The organism is Mycobacterium sp. VKM Ac-1816D (assembly GCF_000416385.1).
Taxonomy (GTDB): domain Bacteria; phylum Actinomycetota; class Actinomycetes; order Mycobacteriales; family Mycobacteriaceae; genus Mycobacterium; species Mycobacterium neoaurum_A.
In genome coordinates, this window is the sequence record NZ_AOHQ01000111.1 from 1 (window position 1) to 25,710 (window position 25,710).

Genomic DNA, 25,710 nt, shown 5'->3' on the forward strand with positions numbered 1-25,710 from the left:
GACCACATCGCCAGCACGGTCTACACGCTGGTGCTCGCCTACGCGGGCAGCGCGCTCCCGCTGCTGCTGTTGTTCAGCGTGGCCAACCGCTCACTCGGCGACGTCCTGACCGGGGAAAGCGTGGCCATCGAGATCGCCCGCTCGGCCGTCGGCGGTATCGCCCTTGCCCTTTCGGTTCCGTTGACGACGGCGATCGCGGCGGTGCTGGCGACGCCTAACGCTGCAGCAGCTCCAAAAGATAGTTCCCGTAACCCGACTTGAGCAGGGTCTGGGCGTGGGCGGCGAGCTGCTCGTCGTCGATGAAGCCCACCCGCCAGGCCACCTCTTCGGGAGCACTGATCTTCAGCCCCTGGCGTTGTTCGATGGTCCGCACGAAATCGCTTGCGTCCAGGAGGGAATCGAAGGTCCCGGTATCCAGCCACGCGGTGCCGCGGGCCAGTACCTCGACCGAGAGCCGGCCCTGGCGCAGATAGGTCTGGTTGATATCGGTGATCTCGTACTCGCCGCGCGCGGACTTGCGCAGCCCACGGGCGATCTCGACGACATCGTTGTCGTAGAAGTACAAACCGGGAACCGCGTGGTGCGATTTCGGCTTGTTCGGTTTCTCCTCCAGCGATATCGCCCGCCCGTCGTCGTCGAATTCGACCACCCCGTAGGCCGACGGGTTGGCCACCCAGTACGCGAAAATGGCTCCGCCGCTGACATTCTGGAATCGGCGCAATCCCGTTCCCAGCCCGGGTCCGTAGAAGATGTTGTCGCCCAACACCAATGCCACCGAATCGCTGGCGATATGGTCGGCACCGATCACGAAGGCCTGCGCGAGGCCTTCCGGTGTGTCCTGTACCGCGTAGGTCAGATTGATACCCCACTGCGCGCCGTCGCCGAGCAGCCGGTGAAAGCCCGGTGCGTCGTGGCCGGTGGTGATGATCAGGATGTCCCGGATTCCCGCCATCATCAGGGTGCTCAGCGGGTAGTAGATCATCGGTTTGTCGTACACGGGTAGCAGCTGCTTGCTGGTGCCCCGTGTGATGGGGTGTAGACGCGTCCCGGTCCCCCCGGCCAGGATGATGCCGCGCATCTAGGCGTCGAGGTCTTTTTCGGTGAGGCCGGTGGCCGCCAGCGCCGCGTCGAGACTCTCGTGCAGGAACAGCGAGGTGACCTGGTCGTGCACCACCCGGAACGCCGAGGCGGCGGGCGCTCCGTTGACGGTCTGTTCGGCGACGACGACCCCGTCGTGCACGTAGAGCCTGCCCACCTCGGCCGTGACATCCTCCTGTGCCCAGTCCAGCAGCGCCTGGTGTCCTTGGGCGGCGCGGTCGGCGGTCGCGATCTCGATATCGTCGCTGGACAGCTTCACCAGTGTGTCGTAGTCACGGGCGTTGAGGGCGTCGTGCCATGCCAGGACGGTGGCGATCTCGGAGGTGCTCATGCTGAGCACTCTAGAGCGGCGAGCCGGCCAACCACGCGTCCCATACCTCCGCGTCCCCCAGGATCTCCAGCCCGGCATCGGCCGCGGTGCGTCGGCGGGTGATGGCCAGCAGAAGATCCACCGCCCTTCCGCGGACGGCGACGTCGCTCTTGCCGTGCGCATACGTCCAGGACAGCCCCTCCTCGTCGTGCACGACCGTCCACTCCCCGGTGGGGCCGAGGCCGTCATCGGTGGCGTGCAGGTGTAGCGACTGTCCGCGCGGAATCGGCTTGTGCAGCGCGGTCGCCAAGTCGAGCCATTCGCTGACGCCATCGGCGGCCAACCCGGCGGGCAGGTCGAACTCGGTGCCCAGCGCCAGATGGGCATCGGCGAGGTGGACGGTCTGCTCGTGCACCCGGCGCCGGATCCACCAACCCGGGATGTGCGGGCCGACGAAGGTCCACACCTTGATGTTCGCCCCGGCCTGCTCCACGGCGTCGATCAGCGCCACCGCACCCTCGTTGAGCCAGTCGATGGCCGCGTCCATGTCCTCGGGCGGTTTGCCGTCGCGGACCTCACGCGGATTCAGCGGCTCGGTGCGACGGTCGGTGATGATCTGTGTGCACCAACGGTTTCCGCGGCCGACATGGCGGAACAGCTGGTTGACGGTCCACCCCGGACAGCTGTCCACCGGCGTCGCCGGGTCCGCAGCGCGGATCAGTTCACCGAAGTCTCTGGTTTGTTCGAGCAGGGCGGCTCGGAAGTCCATGCTTACGACGGTAGCGCGGCGCGAGTGTCGCCGAGGGCGATTGGCAGGGTGGACCAGCCGCGCAGCACCCGGGTTTCACGACGGGTTCCGTCCCCGGCGAGCGCGGCGTGGGGGAAGCGCTCGAAGAACGTCCGCAGCCCGACCTCACCCTCTGCCCGGGCCAGTGCGGCACCGAGGCAGAAGTGCCTGCCGCCGGAGAACGACAGGTGTTTTCCGGCATTGGACCGTTCGATGTCGAAACGGTGCGGGTCGTCGAAGACGTTCGGGTCGCGGTTGGCGCCGGCGATGTAGACCAGCACCCCTTCCCCGGCCCGCACGCGGGTGCCCGCCAGGTCCAGGTCCTTGGTGGCGATGCGCGCCGAGAGCTGCACCGGGGATTCCAGGCGCAGGATCTCCTCGACGGCGATCGGCCACAGCTCGGGACGTTCGGCGAGTGTCTGCAGGTGTTCGGGGTGCTGCAGCAGCAGTCTGATGCCGTTGCCCAGCAGATTGACGGTGGTCTCGAACCCGGCGGCGAGCACCAGCCCGGCGGTGGCCACCAGTTCCTGTTCGGTCAGCGGACCGTCCTCGGATGCCTCGGAGGCGGTGATGATCTGGCTCATCAGATCGTCACCGGGGTTGCGGCGCAACTGCCGCAGATGCCCGACCAACCAATCGTTGAACCCCTGGACGGCCGCACTGACCTCTTGGTACTGCGGCCAGGTCAGGCCGATGTCCAGGCTGGCGGCGCCGTGCTCGCCGAATTCCAGGACGCGGGATCTGTCGTGTTCGGGGACGCCGAGGATGTCACCGATGACGGTGACCGGCAGCTGCCCGCAGTACCGCGCCACGATGTCGACGGTGCCGGTCTCGGCTCCGAGGTCGTCCAGCAGCCGGTTGGCGGTGTCCTGCACCCGATCTCGCAGCGCCGCCACGGCCCGGGTGGTGAACACCGAGGACACCAGCTTGCGGTAGCGGGTGTGCTGCGGCGCCTCGACCGAGAGCATCGACGGCGGCTGGAGTGGGTGCAGCACATCGGGTTTGGTGCGGTCGATGACCCATTGCAGCGGCCCGGGCAGATTCGACCCGAGCGCCAGCACGCGGAAGTCCTCGGAGCGCAGGACGTCGCTGCAGATCTTGTGGTCGACCGACAGGTACACCACCCTGCCCTTGACCAGCGGTCCCTGCGCGCGCAGTTCCTCGGTGAACGGGACCGGGTCGGCACGGATCGCGGGATCGGCGATCAACCGGCCCTGCGGGTCGCCCCGGCGGGCAAACAGAGTCGAGATCCCACGGACGAATCCGTGCATGGCCATCCAGTGGATGCGTTCACGCATTGTCGCCATCATCACCCCTAACCGAATCGCGGTTCGGTACCTCGTTCGCAGCCTACCGAATTACAATTCGGTGTGGCAAGGATCCGAATACCGGCAGCACAGCGACGTGCGCGCATCCTCGACGCGGCCGTCGAGACCTTCGCCGAGCACGGCTTCGCCGAGGCCAAGATGCAGGACATCGCCAGCCTGGCCGGAGTGGTGCCCTCGGTGCTCTACGACCACTTCGGGTCCAAGCGCGAACTGCATCTCGCCGTCATCGAGGAGCACGCCACCCAGCTGCGGGAGCACTCACTGCGCCGCGTCGAGGGCGCCACCCCCGAAGAGATGGTGCGCGCCAGCATCTCCAACTATTTCGAGTTCGTCGAGGCCGATCCGTTCATGTGGCGATTCCTGCACCGCGACCCGCCCGCCGACTCCGAGACCGCCAAGGTCGTCGAGGAGATCATCGGCCGCGGGACCGCCGCCATCGCCGATCTGATCCGATTCGGCGCCGGGGAGACCACGTCCGTGCGCGGCATCACAGTCGACGATTCGGCGTGGATCCTGGCTCGGGCCACCCAATCTGCCTGCGATGGGGTCGCCACCTGGTGGTATGAGAACCGCGACGTACCGCGTGAGCGCGTCGTCGAGTTGGTGTCCATGTTGCTCTGGCAGGGCTTCGACGGGATGTTGCGCAACGGCGTCACCGGCCAACAACAGCTCTGACGGCTATCGTGGCGGTTCGACCACTCGCGCAGGAGGGCGGAACGCTCATATCCCACGAACCCCGGCCCAGGACACCACAACGGTCACGGCGCGCCATTCACTGGATCGCCGCGCTGGGGGCTGCGGTCATGGTGGCGGGGTGCGGACAGGCCATCCCGGTAGCCTCCCCGCCGGTCTCGACCGCCGCGGTGTCGAGCACTCCGGACTGGTGCCCGAGCATCCTGCACCATGTCACCGAGTGCGGGGTCATCCAGCGCCCCCTGCTCGACGGCGCACCCGAACTGGGCACCATCGACGTCGGCTATGCCCTGGTGCGCCACAGCGGCGACAATCCCGAACCTGCGGGCACGATCATGCCCAACCCCGGCGGCCCTGGCGTCCCGGTGATCGCGTGGGGTCCCGATGTCGCCGCACTGACCCCGGGCGTCCTCGAGGATTACGACGTGCTGTTGATCGATCCGCGCGGGATCGGCGAATCTTCGCCGATGGACTGCGCGGTCGACGGTTTCGCCTTCGCGATCGGCACCCGGTCCGACCAGCGCGATGCCGTCGCCCAGTGCGCCGACCATCTCGGCCCCCGGGCCGGCGCCTACACCTCCGCGGCCACCGCCGACGATTTCGATGCCGTGCGCGATCATCTCGGCATCGACAAGGTGATCGCCTACGGTGCCTCCTATGGCACCTATCTGATGACGGTGTACGCCCAGCGCCATCCCGATCACGTGCAGTCGATCGTCCTGGCGGGTGCCTATCCGCTGCACTTCGACCCGCTGCAGCGGCCCAATGCCGAAGCGGTCGACCTTGCGTTGCACCGGATCTGCGATCGCAGCGGGGCCTGCGATGGCAACGTCTCGGTGGCCGATCTGCGGATGGTGACCGCCGCGCTGCGCGAGTCCCCGATCACCGTCGACGACGCCCTGGTGACCGAGGGCGAGTTCGCCAACCTCGTCTTCGAGGGGGCCACCAGCGGGGTGGGTGCCGATCCGGACGAGACGACGGCGCTGGGCGAATTACCGGCGGCACTGCACCGTTACGTCAACGGTGACGACGAGGCGTTGCGCGACCTGATCGCCGAGCTGGGTGTGCCCGGCTACACACCGGTGGGCGATGACCTCTACATCGCCATCTCGTGCAACGACTACCTATCGCTGTGGTCCACGAAATCCGATGAGACGCAACGGGAGAACCAGTTCGAGAGCGCGGTCCGGGGGGCCGGCGATCTCGGCTCGTTCAGCGCTCAGGGCTTCGCCGAGGCACAGCACGACGGCGGGGACATCTGCATCAAATGGCCGGCGGCGGCGCAGCAGAAGCGTCCCGACCAGGTCCACACCCCGCTGCCCGACGTCCCGGTGCTGGTGTTGTCCGGCGACCTGGACGCCGTCACGCCGGATGCCAACGGTCTGCTGACCGCCCGCCAGTTCCCGCATTCGACGTTCGTGACGGTGCCCAATGTCGGGCACACCCCTGACAGCGAGCCCAGCGGGTGCGTCGCCGACATCATCGACCGCTTCGTACGCTCCGGATCGACCGGACCACTGGATTGCCTGGACGCCATTCCGCCGATCCAGGTCCAACCCGTGACCGACTGAGCGGGCTCAGCTGCAGAAGATCAGGAAGCAGTTGCTCCCCGGTGCGGCCGGGCCGCCGGGCCCACCCGGACCGGACTGGCTGCCCGGACCTGAACCGCCGCGACCGGAATCGCCTCGGCCGTAGCCGGATTCACCACGAGGTCCGCCTGCACCGGGCCCTGCCCCGCTCGGGCCGGCGCTGGGGGCGCCACCGTTTCCGCCGCCGGGCCACTGCGGGAGCTGCGGCCACTGCGGTGGCTGCGGCTGCTGAGGTGGCTGCGGCTGCTGAGGTTGCGGCTGCGGACGCGTCGGTTGGGGTTGCGCCTGGGTCTGCTGCGGCGGTGTCCAATCCGGCCAGCCGGAGTCGTCATCGTCGTAGTAGTCGGGACGCTGCGGCTGCTGTTCCCACGGCGGTGTCCACACCGGCCACTGCGGGCGCGGCAGCACGATCACCGGCGGCGGCAGCACCACCGGCGGGATGAACGCGGGTGCCGGCGCCGGGGCCGGGGCCTGCGGGGCGGGCGCCTCGACATAGACCTGGCGCGGCGCGGGCGCCTGCTGCACCACGGGGATCGGGGCCTTGATCGTCTGGGCGACCTCGGGCGCCGGCGGCGGGGCGGGCTGGACCGGCAGCGCTTCTGGTGCCGGCGCCGGGGCCTGCATGCTGGGCGCCACCGCGGCCCGCGCGGGTGCGGGACGCTCGTCGGCGGTCGGGCGGATGCTCACGGCCAGTGAGATGGCCAGGGCCACCACGCCGACGACGAAGATCGACGCCATGGCGCTGCCGATCAGCAGGAACGGTTTGCGTTCCTCGTCGGCGGGCGGCTCTACGTCCAGTCCGGACAGGTCATCGGGGATCTCGGCGTAGTTGGGGACCGCGCTGGCCGCCAGCTGGGTGTCGGCGGTGTGCAGCGCCGAACCCGCGGTCGGGCCGTCGGGGTCCAGTGAGTAGGCCAACCCGACCGTCGAGGCCTCGTACATCGGCGCGGCGGCCGAGGCCAGGGCGGCACCGCGGGCCAGGGCGAGTCCGGATTCCTCGGGGGCGCTGACCGGGATGTCGACCAGATCGGCCAGATGTTCCTTGACCGCGGCGACGTCGATGCCCGAGCCCACCACGAACATGCCCTCGGGCGGGGTGTCCTGGCGGGCCACCGCGGCGGCCATATCGGCGAGGACGGCCATCGCGTCGGTGCTGTGCAGGCTGCGGCTGAGCACCTTGACCACCGAGCCGTCGTCACCGCGGACCACCGACAGCGTGGCGGTGTCGCGGTCGAGGAACAGCAGCGCGGTGGAGGCGTAGCCGACCGCCCGGCCGGCGGCCTGGGCCAGCGCGCCGGCGGCGTGCAGTTCGGACACCAGCATCACGTCGGTGAGTCCGCGCGCGGCCAATGCGTCACGCAGGGCGGCGGCCTCGGTGTGGTCGGTCCAGGTGACGCCGATCGATTTCAGGTGATGTCCGCCGGCTTCGGCGCTCTCCTGCGTGCCGAGCACGGCCTCGACCACCTGATCGGCGGCGCTGGGCGTTGCTGCGCCCGCCGCGGCACTGACGTCGAAAACGTCGTGATCGACGGTCGCGCCGTCGCCCTTCTCCCCTTCGACCAGCACCATCCGCACTGTCGTCGGTGTCAGGGACACGCCAAGTACGATGTCCACTTACCCCTCCAGAGTGTTTGCTACATCGCTCGTTTTGTCGCAACCGAAACGTCGACACAAACCGGCAACTAGTTATTCATCGCCACGAGCAGCACCGTCGTTACATCCGGCGGCGTTAGCTAGCGCATGAAACAAACCCTACGCGGGTTCAGCGTTGAGGGAAGTTCAGATACGAGCGCGACGGCGTCGGTCCGCGCTGTCCCTGGTACTTGGATCCGGCCTTGCTGCTGCCGTACGGATGCTCGGCGGGGCTGGTCAGCCGCAGCAGGCACAGCTGGCCGATCTTCATGCCCGGCCACAGCGTGATGGGCAGGTTCGCGACGTTGGACAGCTCAAGGGTGATGTGCCCGGTGAAGCCCGGGTCGATGAACCCGGCGGTGGAGTGGGTCAGCAGGCCCAGGCGACCCAGCGAGGACTTTCCTTCCAGGCGTCCGGCCAGGTCATCGGGCAGGGTGCAGCGCTCCAGGGTGGCCCCGAGCACGAACTCGCCCGGGTGCAGGACGAAGGGTTCGTTTTCCTTGGGTTCCACCAGCGTGGTCAGGTCGTCCTGGCGCAGCGCCGGGTCGATGTGGGTGTAGCGGGTGTTGTTGAACACCCGGAACAGACTGTCCAGGCGGACGTCGATGCTGGAGGGCTGGATCAGATCGTCGTCATGCGGGTCCAGCGCCAGCCGGCCCGCGGCGATCTCGGCGCGGATATCGCGATCGGAGAGCAGCACGCGGTGAGCCTAACCGCCGCGGGTCAGGGGCAGGCGGCTGGCGCGTCCGCGCGGACGGGTTGGTCGGCCGGCAGCGTGTAGGTGGCCACGGCATTGGCATCGTGCGGGCTGTCGTTGCGCACGACGTGCGGGACGCCGGCCGGGATGACGATGGCCTGGCCGGCGAGGTACGGGGTGGGGGCGCACTGGTCGGCGGTCTGCAGCGTGACGGTTCCGCCGGTGATGACGGTGTGCTCGACGCCGGGGTGGGTGTGCCAGCCGCTGCTGGCCGGTGGGTGCAGCAGGAGTTCCTGGACGTAGAGGGTGGTGGGACCCGCCGTCTGGATCTGCACGGGCTGGTCGCCGGTGCCGGTGGCCAGCTCGGTCCGCTCGATATCACCGTCGGGCGGAGTGGCCGCGGCGAGCGGTGCGACGGCGATGCTCAGGCTCAGCGCGGCGGCCGAAGCGGCGGCGAGGCGTTTCATGGATCCCCCAGCTCGTGAATCGGTGTGGCCTGGGTGCTAGCCTTCCTGATCAAACAGGCCGATGTAGTTCAATGGCAGAACATCAGCTTCCCAAGCTGAATACGCGGGTTCGATTCCCGTCATCGGCTCCATACGTACAGGTCAGTGCGAAATTCGGATTTGCGGGCTAACTCCACGACGCGAAATCCCGCATTTTTCCCGTAGATTCGATCCTCAGCCCTGGTTGCTGGCCCATTTCTCCAGTACAGCGCGAGTATCCGGGCCGGCCGTCACCCGCTGCACGTAGTGGCCCTCGGTGGTCGCCAGCTGCGCGTGGGACAGCTGGCGCTGCGCAGCCTCAACACCGAGCCCATCCCGCACGACCGTGGCCACCGACCGTCGGAAGCTGTGCGGCGTCACCCACCGCAGATCCTCATGGCCCGCGAGAGCTTCCCGCAGCGACGACCGGATATTCGTCAGCGCGACCATGCCGCCGTCGCGGTTGGTCAGCACCTGTCCGGCCGGCCCCGTCACCGCGTACAGGTCGGTGAGTACCTGGACGCCGAACGCTGGCAGGCTCACGGTGTGCGCCGGCGCTCCGCCCTTGCGTGTGCCCTGCCGGTGCAGAGCCTTGCCGGCTACACGCCCGGCATCCACCACCGTGCCGTTGACTGTGACGGTCGGCGGGTCACCGAGCAGGTCCACATCCTCCCAGCGGATCGCCAAGACCTCCCCCGGCCGCGCGCCGGTCGCTGCTAGCAGTTCGACGAACGCGGGCAGCATCCGGCCGCGCCGAGGCCCCGGCCCCTTGCGCTCCGTGAACACCTTCACGGCCTGGCGCACCTGCTCGAACTCCATCGCCGTCAGCGCCCGCGCAGGGGCGCGCTCTACCCTGGCGTTCTTCGTCTCGCGCATCGGGTTGTGCTTCACGACATCGAACCGCGCCGCCAGCCCGTACATCCCAACCAGGATGATCCGCATATAGGTGGCCGCCGACGACGGCAGCGACTTCAGATGCGAGTCGGCCCGGCTGGTCGTCAGCTCCGCGATTCGCAGCGCACCGAGCTGCCGGTCGCCATGCAGCCGCCACGTGTCCCGGTACAGAGTCGCCGTGCGCTCACCAATCCCATCCTCCGCAACCTTGGCCGGAATCCATGCCCCGAACAGCTCGGAAAGCGTGGTGCGCCGGTCGATAGCACCGGTAGGTTCACCGGCCTCAAGTTCGGCGGCGATGCGACGTTTCAGCTCCCTACGGGCATCCTCGGCCGACTTGCGAGACGACGCCTCACGCTCCCGCAACACACCGCTGCGCAGACGCACATAGGTTGTCGCATAGAAGATCTCGCCACGCCTCGAATCAGTAATCTTGCCATGCTCGCCCGGAGCCATCCGCTGGCGCGGCATCACGCACCCAAGCTTTCGATCTCTTTGGCGAGCTCACGAATTCGCTTGTCGTACAGTTCGATTAGTTTGCGATCCTGCTCTCCTACGTCGTCTGCCTTGGCCAACGCGTTCCGCTCGATAACCGCTTCGAAATACTGCCGGTGAAGGCGCAGAGGGCGGCTGTTTTGCTCGGCAATATCCGACTCCGCACGCTCGGCATCGGTGAGGCTGGCAGTCTCAAAGCGCCAATCCTGATGCCCCGAAAACCATTCGACTCCAACAAGTTCTGGGACCTTCGCCCCTGGCAGAACCTCGCACTCCTGCATGTAGGGACCGGGGTATAGGAGTATCACGGGTGGCACGTTCAATGCCGCCGCGATCATGGTCAACTCGACAGTGGTGAGGTGTCGGCGCCTCCCGGTCTCGAGATCGGATATCACTGCACGCGATACACGGTGACCGAGCTCCGCCGTTCGATCAGACAGCCATTGCCCTGACCGTTGGCCCCGCCTGCGCTGGATCTCCACAGCGAGGCGGTGCGCCTGGCGTTCGCTCCAGTCTTTCGGCGGACTGTCTATCCAATTCTGCCGTCGCGGTCTCGGTTGCGTCATAACACGCAGGATAGCCGGTTCCTTGCGTCGATTCAGTCGGCACGCTAACGTGCGTGCATCGACGCAATCATATGTCGATATACGTCAAAACACGCAGACGATCGGAGTGAGGACGAACGATTGGGAGGCGACCAGCCTCAAACTCGGAGGAATCAGCAGGTCGCTCGTATTTCAGCTCTGGGCGTCTGGGGCCCTGGCGTCGGTGAAGATCGGCCGCCGGCGATTCAGCACGGATGCGCAGATCAACGCCTACATCGGCAGTCTGGAATCGGTGGCCACCGGCGGAGACGCCGCCTGATGTCCCACCCACACATCGACCAAACCGACCGCGATCTGCTCGATGACCACGCGTTGGTCGACCACGAACCAGCCGGAGACGACACGGCAGCAGATAAGCAGAACGGCCCCCGTGAACCCGGTGTTACCAGCACCGGCGGGAGCCGTCCGAACCACCCCAACCGCTAGATAGGAGAAGTTCAACCATGACTGTACCCACTACCGGCACCGCTCCGGTACCCCCGCGGACACAGTGCGGTCACTGCACCGTGCCCACCAAAGGGACCGAGGTGTGCGCCTTCTGCGCGACGTACACCCCACCCGAGACCGCCGCCCAGCGCCTCGACATCGCCGTCAACAGGATCGACCTGCTGCGCCATGACCTCAACGAAGAACTCCGCGGGTTGCCCGCCGCAACCCCGCTGTTCGCGATCGTCGATATCGTCACCGCGCTCGGTCATCTGCGCCAGGCCGCGGTGGCGCTGGACAAGGCCACCGACACGCTGGAAGCCGACACCGCTGCGGTGGCCCGATGACCTCCTCCGCCCCACTGCAGGAGTACTACCCCGACGGCGATTCACGGCAGGCATCGGTGCTGGCGCCCGAGGCCCGGTACAACCCTTGGAAACACGTCTACATCGAGTATCCCGACGTGAGGCTCAGCGACGATCTCGCGTTGCCTGACCGAGTGATGGGACTCTGCAGGGCCAAACGGATCTGGTTGGACAAGCGCCTCAACCAGGCGGAGCGGCGCTGCACCCTGGCGCACGAGCTGGTGCACATCGAACGCGGTCCAGTGCCGCCTGATCCAGAGATGGCCGCACTCGAGGAGGAGATCGTCGATGAGATCGCCAGTAGGCGCCTGATCGCTGGCGATGATCTTATCGCGACTATCCGCGAGTGCCCCAGCGGCGGACTGCAGGCGTGGGCATTCCGGCTCTGGGTAGACACACCGATGCTGACCGCTCGATTGAAGACGCTGCGCGCCAATGAAATCGAAGCTATCGAGAGCATAAAGGCAGAGGCGCAATCTCTGACACGAGCAGTCGAGCGCATCGCACGCATCCGGGAACCTGGTGAGTGAAACGCTGATCGTGACACGGGCGGTGGACTGGTTTCCGGTCCACCGCCTCGTCACACCCATCGTCGACCAGTTCGAAACATTGCCTGTCGCGGGCACGCTGCCATGGCAAGAGCTGGCCGACACCGACCCGGCGAAGTGGGCCAGCGTCCTCGATGTCGCCCGCTACGGGGCATTGCACCTGCAACTGCGCCAGGAGGCCCTTGCCGAAGCCTCCCGCGACATCAGCGCCAGCACTGACTGGACTGCCATCGCCCGCCGGCACCGCGCCGACCGCGGCCGCGCCTACATTCCCCGAAGGAGAGCATCTTGATAGACGAGTCCGAGTTCTGGTCCACCACAGAAGAACTCACGCTGATCCACCGCTGGGCCCGTGCTCGCTACGCCGCACCCTGGGCCGTGTTCTTCGCCGTCCTGCTGCGCGTCTCAGCCAGCGTCAGCCCCCACGTCCAACTCCCCGGCATCATCGGCGGCCGAGCATCCCTGAACCTGCTGTGCGCGTTCGTAGCCCCATCCGGCGGCGGCAAGGGTATCTCCGACAAGGTCGCCCGGCTAGCGTGGCCCGCTCAGATCGTCGAGCTACCGATCGGATCCGGGGAGGGCATCGCCGAAACATTCACCCTGCGCGGCAAGGAATCTTCCGACAACGAACGCGTCACCAACGCGATCTTCAACTGCCCCGAGATCGACATCCTCACCGGCCTCGAATCACGGCAAGGATCCACCATTCTGGGCACCTTGAAGTCGTTCGCGATGGGCGAGCAGCTCGGCTCCACCAACGCCTCGAAAGCCAACAGCCGCAACGTACCGGCGCACTCCTACCGCGGGTGCCTGTCGGTCGGTGCTCAGCCCGGCCACACCGGGGTCATTTTCAACGACGTCACCGGCGGCACACCCCAGCGTCTCCTATGGGCGCTCACCATCGACCCCACGATGCCGGCCGAACCCACCGCCGACCCCGAGCCGCTCAATCACCACCTGCCCGGGTTGCTGACACGCCGCCATGACGACCCCGAGATCGTCACCGAGATCGTCTACGGCCCCGACGAGATCCGGCAGGCGATCATCGCGGCCCACCTCGCCCGCCAGCGCGGAGAAGGCGACGCACTGGACGGACACTGGATGCTGACCCGCCTCAAGGTCGCCGCTGTGCTGGCCATCATGCACCACCGCACCGTCGTCTCTGAAGTCGACTGGCAACTCTCCGAGACAGTCATGGCAGTCTCCGACCGCACCCGCGACTGGATTGTCACCGAAGCGCGCCAGGCGGCACGAGCAAAGGTGCGCGAGCGGGCAGCTTCCCGGGCGACGTTCGATGAGATGGTCGACGATCGACACGCGAAGACCGTCCGAAGCCGAATACTCCGACTGCTGACGACGGGGTCGATGTCGCGCAGCGAGCTTCGCCGAGCTATGGGCAAACAGCACTACCGAGAAGCCTTTGATGCGGTGTTGCCGCACCTTCTAGAAGTTAGCCAGATCGTCACGATTCCAGGCGAGAAGGCATTGCACTATGCGCTCAATCCGGAGTTCACCGGTGAACCCGAGTTCACCCCACAAATCACCAGGTCAGAAGCGGTGAACCAGAAGTTCACCGGTGAACCACCTGTAGCCAAAACAGAGCTAGATGTTCCCAGGTCGCAGGAAAACGGTCAGTCAAGGCTGTCAACACGGGAGTGGATGGCGAATCACGTCGCTGACCTCCTAGAGGCAGGACACCAGACCGCTGATTCGTTTGCTGTGCTGTCGGCGGGGGAAGCGGCAGGACACTACCGGCAGAGTCTCATAGCCGAGACGTCTAAGCACCCCGGGATGACGATCATGTCGCGGCGCAACGGCACGACGGTGTGGTGGATAGACCCCACGCAGGCACCGCCTCAGGTCTGGCAGCCAGTCGGTGACTGGATCGCCAGCTACGTGGATGTAGTGGCCGACGGCGCCCAGATCGACCGCCTCGACTTCAAGGCACAGGGAATGGCCGAGGGCTACTCCTGGGAGAACCTCCGCAAAGCAATCCGCGACCGCCCCGACATCCACACCACGCACTCTGGACCCAATACCGAGTGGAGAGTCCGACGCACCACCGAGTCGGCCTCGTGACCCGGATACCGATCCACGCCGCCTACGAGCAGAACGGCGCCCTGGACCGTGGGTGCCCGCAGTGCGACGCAGGACCGCGCCAGTGGTGCATCGACTCCCGCGGCCGGATCCGCCGCGTCCCGTGCGTGCTGCGCACCCGCATCCCCGGCCAGCTCACCGAGGTTGCCGGCGCCGACAACCTGGCTGGCCAGCTCAATGTTGTTGACTCCGAAGACAATGCCGAACCACTCGACTTTGGCGAGCCTCGACACCCACCGGCCGGCGGTGCCGTATGACCGCAACTGCACTGATGAGCGAGCCGCTCGACAGAATCCTGGTTGCGGCGCTGAACGGCCGCCTTGGCCAGCTGCTCGACGAGCTCGCCCAGGCCGGCGGCGAGGCGTGAAGTGCGTTTCACCGACGACGACATCGCCGCGCTGTTGTATTGCGTGACTGAACTCGTCGACAGACGCGCGAGATCCGGCGTCAACATACCCGCCTGGATGCTCAAGCTGAGCGCGAGGTTGGACCTGACCAGTGCTTTGAGCGCACGCGATCATAAATTGCAAAGTGTTGGTGCAGCATTGGAGTCGGAGATCGGAAACTCCTTCGTTGGAACCCGCGAGGCGGCGAAGCTACTAGGCCTGACAGAGGCATCAGTTCGCCGTCTCGCAACCGACCTCGACGGCCAAAAGGTAGGTCGTGATTGGGTTTTCAAGCTCTCCACCGTTCTCCAGTACGCAGAGGAGCGCAGTAATGGCAGACATCGCTGAAGCATTCGAACAACACCTCAGGTCGCTAACCGACGACGAATGGACCGCGCTAGCCCAGCGCGTCCGAACGCCGCAACAGCAACAGCCATCTGAGCGACAACGCCTCGACAACGAATCCGACGCTCCGGCCACCAAGATCGGCAAGGGGCGCAACGCCGGCCTGGAAGAGGCTAAGCGGCGCGGATTCATCGACGACAACGGAAAGCCGGTGAAGCGATGAGTCGCCGCAACTCGTTCCTGGACCTCGCGAAACGCAATAGCCGAGCACAGGCACTACTCGATGAGGTCGTCCCAGAATGCGCCCAGTTGACCGCCACCGCGCTCGCTGCCGAAGACCGCGCACAAGAGCTGCGGTCGGCCGCCACCCGAGCCCCGGCGTGGCCGACTGCCCCGGACGAGCTGACACCGGAGTGGTTGGACACCGAAGTCGACCGCCGGCTCGGAGCAACCAGAATCGACACTCAGCTCGAAGTACTCCGCGATCTGATCACCAGCTCCCAGGACGAAGCCAACAGCCTGATCGTCGAGCGCCGGGACGATCTGATCGAACTACTGGCCCAAGACCTCGAAGCCCTCGTTGACGAGATCGGTGCTGCCGTCGAGCGTCTGGGCCCAGGCGTGGACACCGCGGCCGCCGCGATCGACGCCGATGCAGCGGACACCTGGAAACAGATCAGCACGGCGGTCCCCGTCTACGAGGACATCCGCCTCGTGCAGCTGGAGCTGTATCGCAGCGCCGATTTCGAGAAGATCGATCGGGCGGCGTGCGGCGACGGTATCCAGGTCTATGACCCCGAGGCACGCCTGTACTACCACCGCAACTTGGACGACGTTGCGCCGGATTGGAAGCCTGGACTGGATGCCAGGGGAAACCAGCGCGATAGCTCACTGCCGTGGCCCAGCGACCCCACCCAGCGACTCATCTGGTGCATCAACCGTGACTCTGGAATCTGGTGCCCCACCGCCACCGAGATCGCCGCATCGCTGAATACCGTTCCGCCGCGACTGCAAGGCGGCGACCGAGAGCGACCAGCAGCAACCGACTCGCTCATTAATCTACCGTTCATCAACGCCGGATAAGCGGGCGCCGATGCCTGTCAACTCCTTCGACCCGACCCGCCACCACCTCGTCAGGCACGTAAGCATCCGCCACCCCGACTCCGGCTACGTGCACTCATTCGCTCCTGGCGACGAGGTACCCGGCTGGGCCGCAGCCATGATCACCAACTCCGACATCTGGGAAGACTCCGACGGAACAGGACGGCTCGGTGGGCCCCCGCCTCGCGGTGGTGCCGGCGCCAACCTCGTTGCGTGGGCCGAGTACGCGTCGCACTTCACGGACAAGGTGACCATCACCGAGGACGACAAGCGCGACGACATCATCGACAAGCTCGACGCCGCTGGCGTACCCACAACACAGCGGGCCTGACTCAAATGCCCAGAGCACCACGGCGCTGGCTCGACTACAACGGCAACGCGTCGCACCACGGAATCGCAGCCACGCTCGACCAGAATGAAATCCGTGAGCCCCAGAGACGACGAGTACAACACGGCGAAGGTGGCCGCCTACCGGCTGCTCCTGGCGCAGCTCAACGACGACACCGACGCGATGAGCATCGTCGACCGCGAACTCGAACCGGAGTTGCTCGAACGCCCAGACCGCATGAGGAACGTCCTAGGTGTGATGCTCGGAGTCGCGTCCAGCCTCTTGCTGAGCAGACACGAGCGCGACCGATCGCAAGCGATAGAGGAACTGCAGCCCAAGCTCCAGAAAGCTATCGATGCACTTCACAGCGACGACGCGTAGTCGCTGCACCCTCGTTTGATTCAGTACCGAACCGTGAACACAACACAGCTCATCGCCCTGACAATCGCACTGCTCATCCTGAACAGCGTGTTCGTAATCGGACTCGACCGAGCACCAGCGCGCGGCCTCACGATCGGACCCGACAACGAGGACGAAGGTCTCTATCCGATCATCGAACCGCCGACCGGCTGGCGCTCACACTGGAGGTCGGTCTGCATTGCCGGCGCGATCCTCACGACCAGCGCAATCGCCACACTTCCACTGCTGCTCACCTGACCGGCGCGAAGGGGAGGCGCACCACCCTCCCCCCGGGCCCCTCCCCGCTGCCGCAACGCACTGCGAAATCCGACGGCTGCACGCATAAACGCAGGGTTTTTGTCACACTTACGGCGCCGAATCGGGCGATCTGGGCCGCGGGGTTGGTGCGCGGTGTCTGCTAGGCGCACCTGTGTGAGCTGCGGTGAGGGGTTCATTGGCCGTTCGGATGCGACGACTTGCTCGCCGGCGTGCCGTCAACGGGCCCGGCGCGGCCGCGGCCGTAAGTGTGACACCGCTGTCACAGATCCGGCGCCAGCACCGGCGCCGGCGAAGCGCCAGCGGGCGGCGGCGGCCGCCGAGTCAGCGGTTCACAGCGCGGAGGCCCTGGCGGTGCTCGCGGGACTGGACGCGGAGCTGCAGGCGAGCTCTCGGCGCCGTGGTCTGGTGAAGCCGATGAGGTGGTCGACCGCGGAGGCGACGGTTCTGGAGCTGCTGGCCGATGCGATCGACCGCAAGGTGGTGTTGCAGGCGAGCTGGCGGAAAACGACGGACGACAATCTGCGGGTGAAGCTGTCGGCCGAGATCCGGCTACTGGAAACGGCGGTGGCCCGGTATATCGGGCAGATCAAGACGGACTTGCCTGCGGATCCGTCGCTGACGACGACGAAGGCGCAGCGAGCGGCCGAAACCCGGTGGGAGCGCGACCGTGCCCGTTCTTGACCTCGATGACGGCGATTGGGTTGAGGGTTCCTACGGTGTGCTTCGCGTGGACGGTCTGTACGCGGCGCTGCTGGCCAGGGAGCGCGACCGTGCTCGGCCGGATCCGCGAGAGATGCGCCGGCTTCACCCCGAGGGCGGATACTGCACGTTGGCCGACACGGTGTGCAAGCACGAGCCGATTCCGTTGTCGCGGTCGCCGCTGTTGGATGCGCTCGAGGCGGGTCGGCCGGCGGTGCTGGAGGGCCGGCAGCTGCGCGGCCGCAGTCTGCCCGAGGTGACGTTGCGTCGCGAACAGGCTCTCGACTGGTTCTGAAGTGCGACCCGACGACACCGTACGACCGACCGCGGACCCTTTTCGCGGTCAACCGTGAAATGGTCGGGCGCAGGGTCGCCAGTCACCGGTGAGCATGACCCGCGAAGCCAGGTCTGGTTTCACCGCCCAGTGCTGGTTGCGGTGCTGCCACGCCTCGGCTGGCGCTGTGCCGAACGCGGGATCGCTGACACGGGCGTCGGTGTGCACGCGGATGAACCGGTGGCCATCGGTGAAGTACCGCATGCCCCATTCTGGCAGCCGCACCCAGCCTTTCGTGCGACCACGAAGAAGGGGGATGGTAGCTGTGCCGCGCTGCCTTAACCGGTCGACTGAGGTCGTCGAGCTGGCCATACTTCATGGCGTGGACAAGTTCTCGGAGGATCTGCGGTTGCTCCCGGTGGGGACTTTCCAGCCGACCACGGTGTACGCGCTGCTGCGGAAGTTGAAGCTGACCGCCGCCAGTCGCGAGGTCCAGGCGACGGCGATCGACGAGTGGCTTGCCGAACATCCGCCGGGCCCGCTGATGACATACACCCTGCGTAAAGAAGGTTTCAGGTAAGGCTGGTCGGCCGTACCATCGACGGATGGATCTGGTCACGCTCGCTGAGCAGGCAACCGCTGCGGCTGACCTGGACGGTAAGTCGCGTGACCAGTTCCAGTGGGAGATGGACTTCGGTGACACCGAAATCGCACTCAGCATCGCTGTCCTCGACACACGCAAGCCGCTGCCGACAAAAACCCTGGACGAGGTCGCCGCCGGCGCCACGCGCTGGTACCTGAACGGCACCTACCGTCAGCTCATCCTGGACGCCGTCGACCGCCAGCAGCGACAGCACCGGGACGGGCAGCCATGACGCCCCAGGAGGTCGCCGAGGAACTGATCAGGGAAGCTACCCCTGACAACGACGTGCTGCTTAGTCCGCTGCGCGCCGGCGTGTACGGCGCAGTCGTTCTCGATGCGCTGGAGCACGCCGCCACCCACCGCATACCGCTCCGATCGGAGCTCCTCGATGCCATCGAAGCGGCGATCGACGATATCGCGCGCGACGAGATCGATGTCCAGTCGCTGACAGAGGATCTCGCCGTGCTGCGGCCCCTGTGGGCCTAACGTTGAGCGACCTGCACTGAGATGTCGGTGGTGGATGCGATCATCAGCGGAGGCAGTCCTATTCCGTAGCTACGAAGGGTGTTGTCCCATGACACAGGCCGAGGGCGGCAGCGAGCCCGCACAGGAACCACCTCCAGCACCCCCGCCACCCGTCACGGTCACAACCGGAGAGTGGCACAACCCGTGGACAGTGGAGGGCGTCCGAGGCAGCGTGAGCCCCGAGACAGAGCATCCGCGGCCGCTGCAGGGTGTCGTGCGGCCACCCGAAAACAAGCCCAGAGGCAAGTGAGTGACGGCCTGACCGAGCCAGTCGACCCGGTCTCGCCGGCAGGCCGGATCTACCTAGCGATCACCGACAAGCTGCTGACCGCGGAATTCGACCGGCGGAAAGCGTTCGAGTCGCGCGCTGCCGCCCTTCTGGGTTCGAGCGGGACAATGCTGACGCTGATTTTCGGCATCACGGTGTTGGTAACCGGAGACGGCAAGGATGCGGTCTATCAGAGCGCCGCTGCGGTTGGGGTGCTTATCGCGGCTATGGCGGCGTTCCTGCTGTCTGCAGTTCTCGCGATCGTCGTCCAAGCTCATGGGTTCGAGTACGACGTGTTGAGCAACGAGTCTCTGACCTCCCTTGCTCGTGATGACACGGAGTGGGCACGGCGTGCGGATGATGCGACGCGGGCGTGGGTAGGCATACAAGCCAGCACGATCTGCACGATGCGCAAGGGGAACCGCACCAAGGCTGCGCAGGTCGCGTGGAGCCTTTGGATTCAGGTCGTGGCCGTCACTCTGCTATCGGCTTCCGTCGGCGCCGAACTAGTCTCGCGGCTATGCGAGACGCAACCGTTTCCCGTTTGCAGCTACTCCGTATTTTCCACGCATCAACCGCCGGAAGCTCACGTGGATTCACCTGTACCTGCACTTACCAAATAACTGCGTGATCGGTGTAGATCGCACGGTTAGGCACGACTTCTACGCGCCGACCGCCGCCGCAAGCACTCGGTCAAGAGCTACGCCCACGCGGTCATCGGTGTAGATCCGCCCTTTGCGTTTCGTCCAGGACCGCACCGCACTGGCTGCAGCGACGTGCTCGGTTGCACCTTCCTGAGTGGCGACCCAATGGGTGCTGGCGAGCAGCTCGACGCCGTAGGGACCCTCGAAGCCGTTAATAATGTCCAGGACGGCATCGATGGTCTTCGTTACCGTCTCAGCCTCGGCGCCAGACGTGAGGTACTCATCGAGCGCACGAATGCCCCGATCGGTGAGCGAAATGGGTTCATGATCAAGAGCTTTGGCAGTGCCGTCTCCGAATCCAACTGTGTAGGCACCTTCGATGCTTGAAAGCTGGTGGCGGACTTTCTCGCTGTAGGGGCCATAGCGGCCCGGCTCGAAAGCCAACGCGAGACTCGGTTCGAGTGCGTCGGCGAAGTACATCAGCTTTTGGATCTCCAAGTGGGATACCCCGGATTGGTCTTCCCACGGTTCGGAAGCACGACGCCGTTCAATGTATCGACGCATTCCATGCAAAAGCATGGCTCGTCCCCAAGTCATTCGAATGCGAGCGGGTGGAGCAATCTGACGAGTTCCTCCTGCGGGGGCATATAGAACGAAGGTGACATCTGGCAGTTCCGAAAACGCCTCGACCAGAAGGGGTTCCACGTCACGCCAGTCCAGCCCACCATTCCCTGCTCCAAGCGGTGGAACTGCTATCGAGGTAATGCCAAACTTGCGAATGACACGCACGAGATCCTTGAGGCCCGCTTCTATAAACGTCAGCTGAGAGGGGGATCTCCAATGCTGTTTGGTGGGGAAGTTGACAATGTAATGTGGCGCCTCGAGCTGGTTCGTATCGACGACAAACATGCTGCCGATGCGTACCTCGCCCTTTTTGCACGCTTTCTCGTAAGCCCGATACATATCGGGATAGCGTCGTTTGAACTGCAGCGCAATCCCTTTGCCCATCACGCCTACGCAGTTCACTGTATTAACGATCGCGTCGGTATCGGCCTGCAAGAGGTCTCCGTGACCGTAGGTGATCATTGGCCGCGCCTCTCCGTCCTAGTAGTACATCTTCTGTTCAACGATATAGTTGCGCACCCCACCGACAGAATCGAGCAAGGTCGCTGCAGCGGCCGACGTGTCTTCGTCTGAGCAGCACACATAGGACACCAGCTCGATCGGCACTGCGCCGTGGACGAGAATCTCGGCCGACCGTCGACTCTTGCGGTCCGAGTCCTCGGCAGTGTTGTACCAGTCACGCTGGCAGAGCAAGTCGAAGTCTACGAAATTGCCCAGATTTGCCAGATCCGAGCTGAACTGCGTGAAGGATGCGGCCGCGTTGCCGTCGCTCGCGCACCACGTGAGGCCGGCGTCGATGATGTCGCCAAGGCAAATTCCGAGATTCACGAGCGGCCCAGCTCCGCCCGTGTAATGACCGTGACCTCTGCACACGACGTACAGCATGGGTGATTTCGCGGCGATGTAGAACGGGACGTGGTCACTGACCATCGACGTCGGGTAGGACGTATGAGGGTCAACCTTCTTGTGCCGGCGTCGCTCTTTCACTTCATCGTTCGCAACGTTGGTTGCGGCGGTGACCGCGGAGTCGGGTAGCAAGCGCCCCGCGTCGACGACGCTTGAGAGATTGTCGATGTGCGTGAAATGCCACACGATCCAGTCCCTCGGCGCTTCGCGGCGTGGGCCTTTACCACGCCCGACGAACCCGGATTCCGGAAAGAAAGACGCATTCATAAGTAGCCGTGACCTTAACGTCGGCAGGGTGAAGGGATAAACAAACACTCGGTCTTGGGAGAGATTGTTCAGGAATGAGCCCGCTCAGTGACGGGCTGCTCCGCCAAAGCTCAACTCCTACGGCCGGCATCCTCGGTCAGCCGCCACATCTGTCCTGGATACGGAGTGACCACGGCATCAATCGAGAACCATCGTCGCCCATCGCGAGGTAACACACCCACGTCGCGGTAGACGAGGCGTAGGTGGTCGTGGACGCGGCGGACCATCTTGACGGACTGGCCGCTGATGGTCGGATCACTCCCGGTCCGGATGGAGGACCGCATCTCGGCCAAAGCAGTATCGACGGCGGACTTGTCCGACTCGGACAAGCCCCGCATCGCGTAGAGGGCCGTCTGACTTACTGTCACCAGATTGTCGGCCCGCTCAGGGTCGGTGTCGGCCATAGTGGTCGTCTCCTCATGTGGGGTCGGTATCGGATGCGGGGGCCGGATCTCGTTCAGAGCCGGCCGTCAGCCCGGTGCGGGCATCACCGGACCCCAGCCCAGACATGAGCCGAGGCCGGTGATGACCTCAATTAGTGCACCTTAGGGTTTATCGCCTTCACTGCGGACTCAAGTTCCTCAATGTGCTCCCGCTCCGCTGCTTCCAGCTCGTCCGCTTTGCGACGGCGGTCGAAGTCGCTGTACCGGTCGTCCGTGACGGCCTTCATCTTGCTCGACGAAATTTTGCCGCCGTTGCGCAGGACTTCACGTTCGTTGAAGGTGAGGAACTCGTCGGTCTTGCCCTCCCACTCCGACATGGTGATCTGCTGGCGCCGGCTCGCACGGTCCTCGGCATAGTCCAGGAACATCGTGGTGATCCGGTTCAGGGTGGTGACCTCCGCCTCAGTGAGGTAGTTCTTGGCCACGCCGACGTCGCACTTGCGGACCGCCGGGCCCTTCCAGGTTGTCAGGCCCATGTTCGGCAGGTCGGCGTCGGCGCGCGCACACACCAACTCGGCTGCGGTATGGCCGGTGACGGCGTATAGCAGCTTGTTCTGGATGGTCGCGAAGAATGTGGTGGCCGCCGAGCTGGTCTTGTCGTAGTCCACACTGGTCTGAGCGAAGATGTCCTTGATCTTCTGGTAGAACCGCTTCTCGGATGCACGGATGTCGCGGATCCGCTCGAGCAGCTCGTCGAAGTAGTCCAGGCCGGCCGGATCTTTGAGCCGGGCGTCGTCCATCGCGAAGCCCTTGATCAGATACTCCCGAAGCACCGTGGTGGCCCATTGGCGGAACTGGACACCCCGCGCGGAACGGACTCGGTATCCGACGGCCAGGATCAGGTCCAAACTGTATGCCTCGATGTACCTGGTTACATCGCGGCCGCCTTCGCTCTGAACTGTCCGGAATTTCCGAAAAGTTGCCTCCGGCCTGCACTCACCGTCGTCATAGATGTTCTTGATGTGTTCGCTGATCGTCGAGATGCTCTTGTCGAACAGCTCCGACATTTCGCGTTGCGTGAGCCAGACGGTGTTTTCAACCGCCCGCATCTGGATTTGTGCGCGACCGTCCGGCGTCCGGTACACGATGAACTCGCCCAAATCGCCTGGCAGATTACTGTTTGCGTCGTCGCTCAATGGTCGACCTTCCTGTTGCTGAGCAAGGAAAAATCGAGGTCGCAGCGCGATCGGAACCACAGCCAAGCGATTCCGACGGAATGATGCCATTTGTCGGCGTTTCGCTTAGACTCGTGGACGTCCGACCAAAGACAATCCCGAGCCCTGCTGGAGTCCGCTTCGGCAGGGCCTCGGCTTTTCCATGGGCGGGACAGTCGTCCCGCCGAATCACACTCTACCGGTGGGGTCCGACAGTTCCGGGCGTGTCGCGGCGTCAATTCCGAACACGTGTTCGTAGAGGCCCCCTGCCGTCACCACGCCGTGCTTCGGTTCCATGGTGGGTAGGCGGTCTGCGAAGCGATCCAGTTCGCGGCGCTCGATGACGGTGCGCCGGCCGTCTTTCTTCGCGATGACGCGGCCGGACCTGATCAGCCGGTCGATCTCCGACATGCTCTTGCTCAGATAGGTCGCGGCATCGGCGCGACTGTAGAGGGGCGTTTATCCATGGAGGAAGTCGAGCACAACGACGGGGCAGAGGCGCGGAGATTGCATTGCAGCTACTCCGCATTTTCCCCGCATAAACCGTCATACACTCCCGTGGATTTACCTGTACCTGGAAGTATCAGGTAACTTTGTGATCGGTTGCTACACAACACTTTCGTGCACCATCCTGGATGCTGGTAGACGCATCGGCCCCAAGCTGAATACGCGGGTTCGATTCCCGTCATCGGCTCGATGAATGGCGAGCAGTAACGCCGGCACGAGTAACTACTTCAGGCTGTCGATTCTCGTCCGCAGCATCTCGGCAAGGCGCTCAGTGTCCCGGTCACCGAAACCGATCTGCTCACATCGCGCCGGCCACGGCTCGGCCGCGTCGACGACGGCGTCGATCATCCGGGAGACCGCGCGTTGCCGCAGCCCAAGACGTTCCCCCGCCTCGATGAAGTTGGCGCGGTTCAGCTTATTGGCACGGCCGTACAGATTGAGCGCCATCGGGTCTCTCCAGCCCGCGTACGGCTGGGTGCACAGCAGGTCGTAGGCAGGAGTCGGTTGCCATATTCCGTTCGGATTGTAGATCGACAGGTTCTTGCCATGCAGATCGCCGTTGCCGATAAGCCAAGAAAAGACAACGGTTTTGAGCAACTCGGCGACCGCCGCCGTCCTGGAACCTCCGCCGCGCGCACACGCCTCGGCGAGTCCGATGATGGCAACCTCGGTCTTGATGCGGTACTTCGAGGCGGGATAGACATTTGCGACCTGACACGCATCCTCCTGCGCAAGCCGGACGGAGCCTTCGCGATCGAATCGGTTTACCAGCAAGGCGCTTTGCCCCTGGGCGTCGTGCAGCACCGAGGTCTTGGCGACTCGCAGACCGCACGCCGCTGCCATCGTCATGAAGAAGTGCTCGTTCTCGACAATCAGCGGATACTGCGCCGGACTGAGCTTCAGGATCGCCGGCCCCGACGCGGTCTGCATTGGCGTGGACAACATACCGGCGCTGACCTTGGGTTGGACACCCGCCAGACCCACCGGGTCGGCCTCCACAGAACCGGACATCTTGGCAAAGACAGCACGGAAGTCGTTGTCACGCTCGGGGTCGAACAGTGGTAGCGGCCGGATCGGATCCGCCCCGGCGGGGAACACCCGGACGTTGCCGATCGTGTCGGCTCCGATGGCAAGCAACAAGGTGAGGTGATCATCGGCAGAGGTTTTGGTCGACGAGGTCACCACGCCCAGCCGGACGCCCTCGGGGAGCAACCCCGCGAAGAACGCGGGAACGGACCCACCGGTGGTGACCACCGGGTACTCGCCGGAACGTAACAGCGACCAGGAAACCGACCGGTCACGGACCCGACCGTCGAGGGCCCCTTCATCGACGTAGGCGAAGCTGATGCCGTCACCGCCTTGTCGCACCAATTGGGCGGCAAGGTTGTCGCCGATATAGACATCGGCTGAGTCGATCTCACGCAGGCCGAGCGGGTGCGGGCCGGTCATTCCGCCGTCGCGTTCACGTCGACGTGGAGCCCCAGTGCGTCGGCGATCTCGAGGACAGACCCGAAGTTGATCGATCCGCTCCCGCGCTCAAGTGACTGAACAGTCGAGCGGGACACCCCGGCCAAGTCGGCCAAGGTTTGTTGCGTGAGTCGCAGCGCGATCCGGCGATCGGCGAAGGCGGCGCCTATGCGTGCGATTTCAGGCATAGCGTCATCGCGTTGCGATCTCCGCCGCCTGGGGCCCACCATCGCACTCCTTATGCTTCCAATTTCACGCGTAAGACCATCGTCGGACATAGCCCGTACCGCTGTCAATACTTAAGCATGCAATTTCAAGCATTGCGCTACGGATCCGTCGCAAATCCGCCTTGAGACACCCCTA

General features: G+C 65.1%; 37 protein-coding genes, 1 tRNA gene and 1 pseudogene. 22 read left to right on the plus strand and 17 right to left on the minus strand.

Annotated elements, in window-relative coordinates; translation table 11 throughout:
* Positions 1-261 (plus strand): YibE/F family protein (locus G154_RS03480; protein ID WP_036478929.1); only part of this gene is annotated, 261 nt, incomplete at its 5' end.
* Here G154_RS03480 and rfbA read toward each other — a convergent pair.
* The 4 genes from rfbA to G154_RS03500 are packed head-to-tail and all read right to left on the minus strand — an operon-like array spanning position 215 to position 3,493.
* Positions 215-1,078 carry a glucose-1-phosphate thymidylyltransferase RfbA gene (gene rfbA / locus G154_RS03485; protein WP_019512862.1) on the minus strand — a complete coding sequence of 288 codons (864 nt, stop codon included), beginning with the start codon at positions 1,076-1,078 and terminating at the stop codon, positions 215-217. The genes G154_RS03480 and rfbA overlap by 47 nt on opposite strands.
* Positions 1,079-1,429, minus strand: coding sequence for a nuclear transport factor 2 family protein (locus G154_RS03490; RefSeq protein ID WP_019512863.1), 351 nt, complete (start codon positions 1,427-1,429; stop codon positions 1,079-1,081).
* A 10-nt stretch (positions 1,430-1,439) separates the two neighbouring features.
* A complete protein-coding gene (locus G154_RS03495; RefSeq protein WP_019512864.1) occupies positions 1,440-2,177 on the minus strand; it encodes a maleylpyruvate isomerase family mycothiol-dependent enzyme in 738 nt (245 codons plus the stop codon).
* Positions 2,178-2,179: 2 nt separating this feature from the next.
* On the minus strand, positions 2,180-3,493 hold the full coding sequence (locus tag G154_RS03500; RefSeq protein ID WP_019512865.1) for a cytochrome P450: 1,314 nt from the start codon (positions 3,491-3,493) through the stop codon (positions 2,180-2,182).
* Between the two features lie 72 nt (positions 3,494-3,565).
* On the opposite strand from G154_RS03500, the gene G154_RS03505 reads away from it, so the two are divergent.
* Together G154_RS03505 and G154_RS03510 are read left to right on the plus strand one after the other, a co-directional pair.
* The gene (locus G154_RS03505; protein ID WP_019512866.1) at positions 3,566-4,198 is read left to right on the plus strand and encodes a TetR/AcrR family transcriptional regulator; all 633 of its coding nucleotides are present in this window, start codon (positions 3,566-3,568) and stop codon (positions 4,196-4,198) included.
* Positions 4,199-4,326: 128 nt separating this feature from the next.
* Positions 4,327-5,787: an alpha/beta fold hydrolase gene (locus G154_RS03510; protein WP_019512867.1), complete on the plus strand. Its 1,461-nt coding sequence runs from the start codon at positions 4,327-4,329 to the stop codon at positions 5,785-5,787.
* A 6-nt stretch (positions 5,788-5,793) separates the two neighbouring features.
* On the opposite strand, the gene G154_RS03515 is transcribed toward G154_RS03510, so the two are convergent.
* From G154_RS03515 to G154_RS03525, 3 genes are all read right to left on the minus strand, one after another.
* Complete coding sequence (locus G154_RS03515; protein ID WP_036478932.1) at positions 5,794-7,419, minus strand: hypothetical protein; 1,626 nt, start codon at positions 7,417-7,419, stop codon at positions 5,794-5,796.
* 148 nt (positions 7,420-7,567) lie between these two features.
* Positions 7,568-8,137: a dCTP deaminase gene (gene dcd / locus G154_RS03520; protein WP_019513451.1), complete on the minus strand. Its 570-nt coding sequence runs from the start codon at positions 8,135-8,137 to the stop codon at positions 7,568-7,570.
* Between the two features lie 23 nt (positions 8,138-8,160).
* Positions 8,161-8,601: a cupin domain-containing protein gene (locus tag G154_RS03525; protein WP_019513450.1), complete on the minus strand. Its 441-nt coding sequence runs from the start codon at positions 8,599-8,601 to the stop codon at positions 8,161-8,163.
* 57 nt (positions 8,602-8,658) lie between these two features.
* On the opposite strand from G154_RS03525, the gene G154_RS03530 reads away from it, so the two are divergent.
* A tRNA-Gly gene (locus tag G154_RS03530) sits at positions 8,659-8,732 on the plus strand.
* An 82-nt stretch (positions 8,733-8,814) separates the two neighbouring features.
* Here G154_RS03530 and G154_RS03535 read toward each other — a convergent pair.
* Together G154_RS03535 and G154_RS25440 are read right to left on the minus strand one after the other, a co-directional pair.
* Positions 8,815-9,984, minus strand: coding sequence for a tyrosine-type recombinase/integrase (locus G154_RS03535; RefSeq protein WP_019513449.1), 1,170 nt, complete (start codon positions 9,982-9,984; stop codon positions 8,815-8,817).
* Positions 9,984-10,352 carry a hypothetical protein gene (locus G154_RS25440; protein ID WP_131701347.1) on the minus strand — a complete coding sequence of 123 codons (369 nt, stop codon included), beginning with the start codon at positions 10,350-10,352 and terminating at the stop codon, positions 9,984-9,986. The genes G154_RS03535 and G154_RS25440 overlap by 1 nt, the downstream gene beginning before the upstream one ends.
* 328 nt (positions 10,353-10,680) lie before the next feature.
* Between G154_RS25440 and G154_RS03545 the strand changes: the two genes are divergently transcribed.
* The 14 genes from G154_RS03545 (at position 10,681) to G154_RS03610 (ending at position 17,881) form a co-directional block, all read left to right on the plus strand.
* Complete coding sequence (locus G154_RS03545) at positions 10,681-10,872, plus strand: hypothetical protein (protein ID WP_019513447.1); 192 nt, start codon at positions 10,681-10,683, stop codon at positions 10,870-10,872.
* A gap of 184 nt (positions 10,873-11,056) precedes the next feature.
* A complete protein-coding gene (locus G154_RS03550) occupies positions 11,057-11,386 on the plus strand; it encodes a hypothetical protein (protein ID WP_069566718.1) in 330 nt (109 codons plus the stop codon).
* Entirely contained in the window at positions 11,383-11,934 is a 552-nt protein-coding gene (locus G154_RS03555) for an ImmA/IrrE family metallo-endopeptidase (protein ID WP_019513444.1), read from the plus strand. Before G154_RS03550 ends, G154_RS03555 begins: the two co-directional genes overlap by 4 nt.
* Entirely contained in the window at positions 11,927-12,244 is a 318-nt protein-coding gene (locus G154_RS03560; RefSeq protein WP_019513443.1) for a DUF2742 domain-containing protein, read from the plus strand. Before G154_RS03555 ends, G154_RS03560 begins: the two co-directional genes overlap by 8 nt.
* Positions 12,241-14,031: a hypothetical protein gene (locus G154_RS03565; RefSeq protein WP_019513442.1), complete on the plus strand. Its 1,791-nt coding sequence runs from the start codon at positions 12,241-12,243 to the stop codon at positions 14,029-14,031. The genes G154_RS03560 and G154_RS03565 overlap by 4 nt, the downstream gene beginning before the upstream one ends.
* Positions 14,028-14,306 carry a hypothetical protein gene (locus tag G154_RS03570; RefSeq protein ID WP_019513441.1) on the plus strand — a complete coding sequence of 93 codons (279 nt, stop codon included), beginning with the start codon at positions 14,028-14,030 and terminating at the stop codon, positions 14,304-14,306. The genes G154_RS03565 and G154_RS03570 overlap by 4 nt, the downstream gene beginning before the upstream one ends.
* A 111-nt stretch (positions 14,307-14,417) precedes the next feature.
* Positions 14,418-14,783, plus strand: a complete 366-nt coding sequence (locus tag G154_RS03575) for a helix-turn-helix domain-containing protein (protein WP_019513439.1) — start codon at positions 14,418-14,420, stop codon at positions 14,781-14,783.
* Positions 14,767-15,003, plus strand: a complete 237-nt coding sequence (locus G154_RS03580; protein ID WP_019513438.1) for a hypothetical protein — start codon at positions 14,767-14,769, stop codon at positions 15,001-15,003. Before G154_RS03575 ends, G154_RS03580 begins: the two co-directional genes overlap by 17 nt.
* The gene (locus tag G154_RS03585) at positions 15,000-15,863 is read left to right on the plus strand and encodes a hypothetical protein (RefSeq protein WP_019513437.1); all 864 of its coding nucleotides are present in this window, start codon (positions 15,000-15,002) and stop codon (positions 15,861-15,863) included. The genes G154_RS03580 and G154_RS03585 overlap by 4 nt, the downstream gene beginning before the upstream one ends.
* Before the next feature lie 10 nt (positions 15,864-15,873).
* Positions 15,874-16,212 carry a hypothetical protein gene (locus G154_RS03590; RefSeq protein WP_019513436.1) on the plus strand — a complete coding sequence of 113 codons (339 nt, stop codon included), beginning with the start codon at positions 15,874-15,876 and terminating at the stop codon, positions 16,210-16,212.
* Between the two features lie 93 nt (positions 16,213-16,305).
* On the plus strand, positions 16,306-16,590 hold the full coding sequence (locus tag G154_RS03595) for a hypothetical protein (RefSeq protein WP_131701345.1): 285 nt from the start codon (positions 16,306-16,308) through the stop codon (positions 16,588-16,590).
* 33 nt (positions 16,591-16,623) lie between these two features.
* Positions 16,624-16,866, plus strand: a complete 243-nt coding sequence (locus G154_RS03600; RefSeq protein WP_019513434.1) for a hypothetical protein — start codon at positions 16,624-16,626, stop codon at positions 16,864-16,866.
* Positions 16,867-17,238: 372 nt separating this feature from the next.
* The gene (locus tag G154_RS03605; protein ID WP_019513433.1) at positions 17,239-17,568 is read left to right on the plus strand and encodes a hypothetical protein; all 330 of its coding nucleotides are present in this window, start codon (positions 17,239-17,241) and stop codon (positions 17,566-17,568) included.
* Entirely contained in the window at positions 17,555-17,881 is a 327-nt protein-coding gene (locus tag G154_RS03610) for a hypothetical protein (RefSeq protein WP_019513432.1), read from the plus strand. The genes G154_RS03605 and G154_RS03610 overlap by 14 nt, the downstream gene beginning before the upstream one ends.
* Before the next feature lie 48 nt (positions 17,882-17,929).
* Here G154_RS03610 and G154_RS03615 read toward each other — a convergent pair whose 3' ends face one another.
* A complete protein-coding gene (locus tag G154_RS03615) occupies positions 17,930-18,145 on the minus strand; it encodes a hypothetical protein (RefSeq protein ID WP_131701344.1) in 216 nt (71 codons plus the stop codon).
* Between the two features lie 97 nt (positions 18,146-18,242).
* Between G154_RS03615 and G154_RS03620 the strand changes: the two genes are divergently transcribed.
* The 4 genes from G154_RS03620 to G154_RS03635 all read left to right on the plus strand — a co-directional run bounded on the left by G154_RS03620 (position 18,243) and on the right by G154_RS03635 (position 19,919).
* Entirely contained in the window at positions 18,243-18,440 is a 198-nt protein-coding gene (locus G154_RS03620; RefSeq protein ID WP_019513430.1) for a hypothetical protein, read from the plus strand.
* Between the two features lie 25 nt (positions 18,441-18,465).
* Positions 18,466-18,735: a hypothetical protein gene (locus G154_RS03625; RefSeq protein WP_019513429.1), complete on the plus strand. Its 270-nt coding sequence runs from the start codon at positions 18,466-18,468 to the stop codon at positions 18,733-18,735.
* Positions 18,732-18,989: a hypothetical protein gene (locus G154_RS03630; RefSeq protein WP_019513428.1), complete on the plus strand. Its 258-nt coding sequence runs from the start codon at positions 18,732-18,734 to the stop codon at positions 18,987-18,989. Before G154_RS03625 ends, G154_RS03630 begins: the two co-directional genes overlap by 4 nt.
* 285 nt (positions 18,990-19,274) lie before the next feature.
* Complete coding sequence (locus G154_RS03635) at positions 19,275-19,919, plus strand: hypothetical protein (RefSeq protein ID WP_019513427.1); 645 nt, start codon at positions 19,275-19,277, stop codon at positions 19,917-19,919.
* Between the two features lie 39 nt (positions 19,920-19,958).
* On the opposite strand, the gene G154_RS03640 is transcribed toward G154_RS03635, so the two are convergent.
* The 7 genes and pseudogenes from G154_RS03640 to G154_RS03670 all read right to left on the minus strand — a co-directional run bounded on the left by G154_RS03640 (position 19,959) and on the right by G154_RS03670 (position 25,535).
* Positions 19,959-21,026, minus strand: coding sequence for a macro domain-containing protein (locus G154_RS03640; RefSeq protein ID WP_019513426.1), 1,068 nt, complete (start codon positions 21,024-21,026; stop codon positions 19,959-19,961).
* An 18-nt stretch (positions 21,027-21,044) separates the two neighbouring features.
* Positions 21,045-21,737, minus strand: a complete 693-nt coding sequence (locus G154_RS03645) for a DUF4433 domain-containing protein (protein WP_019513425.1) — start codon at positions 21,735-21,737, stop codon at positions 21,045-21,047.
* Positions 21,738-21,847: 110 nt separating this feature from the next.
* Positions 21,848-22,180 (minus strand): hypothetical protein, encoded by a 333-nt coding sequence (locus G154_RS03650; RefSeq protein ID WP_019513424.1) that lies wholly within the window; start codon positions 22,178-22,180, stop codon positions 21,848-21,850.
* A gap of 131 nt (positions 22,181-22,311) precedes the next feature.
* Positions 22,312-23,355 (minus strand): virulence RhuM family protein, encoded by a 1,044-nt coding sequence (locus tag G154_RS03655; RefSeq protein ID WP_019513423.1) that lies wholly within the window; start codon positions 23,353-23,355, stop codon positions 22,312-22,314.
* 207 nt (positions 23,356-23,562) lie between these two features.
* Positions 23,563-23,814: pseudogene (locus G154_RS03660) on the minus strand (helix-turn-helix domain-containing protein); the annotation flags it as partial.
* Between the two features lie 288 nt (positions 23,815-24,102).
* The gene (locus tag G154_RS03665) at positions 24,103-25,329 is read right to left on the minus strand and encodes a type II toxin-antitoxin system HipA family toxin (RefSeq protein WP_019513421.1); all 1,227 of its coding nucleotides are present in this window, start codon (positions 25,327-25,329) and stop codon (positions 24,103-24,105) included.
* Entirely contained in the window at positions 25,326-25,535 is a 210-nt protein-coding gene (locus G154_RS03670; RefSeq protein WP_031601289.1) for a helix-turn-helix domain-containing protein, read from the minus strand. Before G154_RS03670 ends, G154_RS03665 begins: the two co-directional genes overlap by 4 nt.
* Between the last annotated feature and the right edge of the window lie 175 nt (positions 25,536-25,710).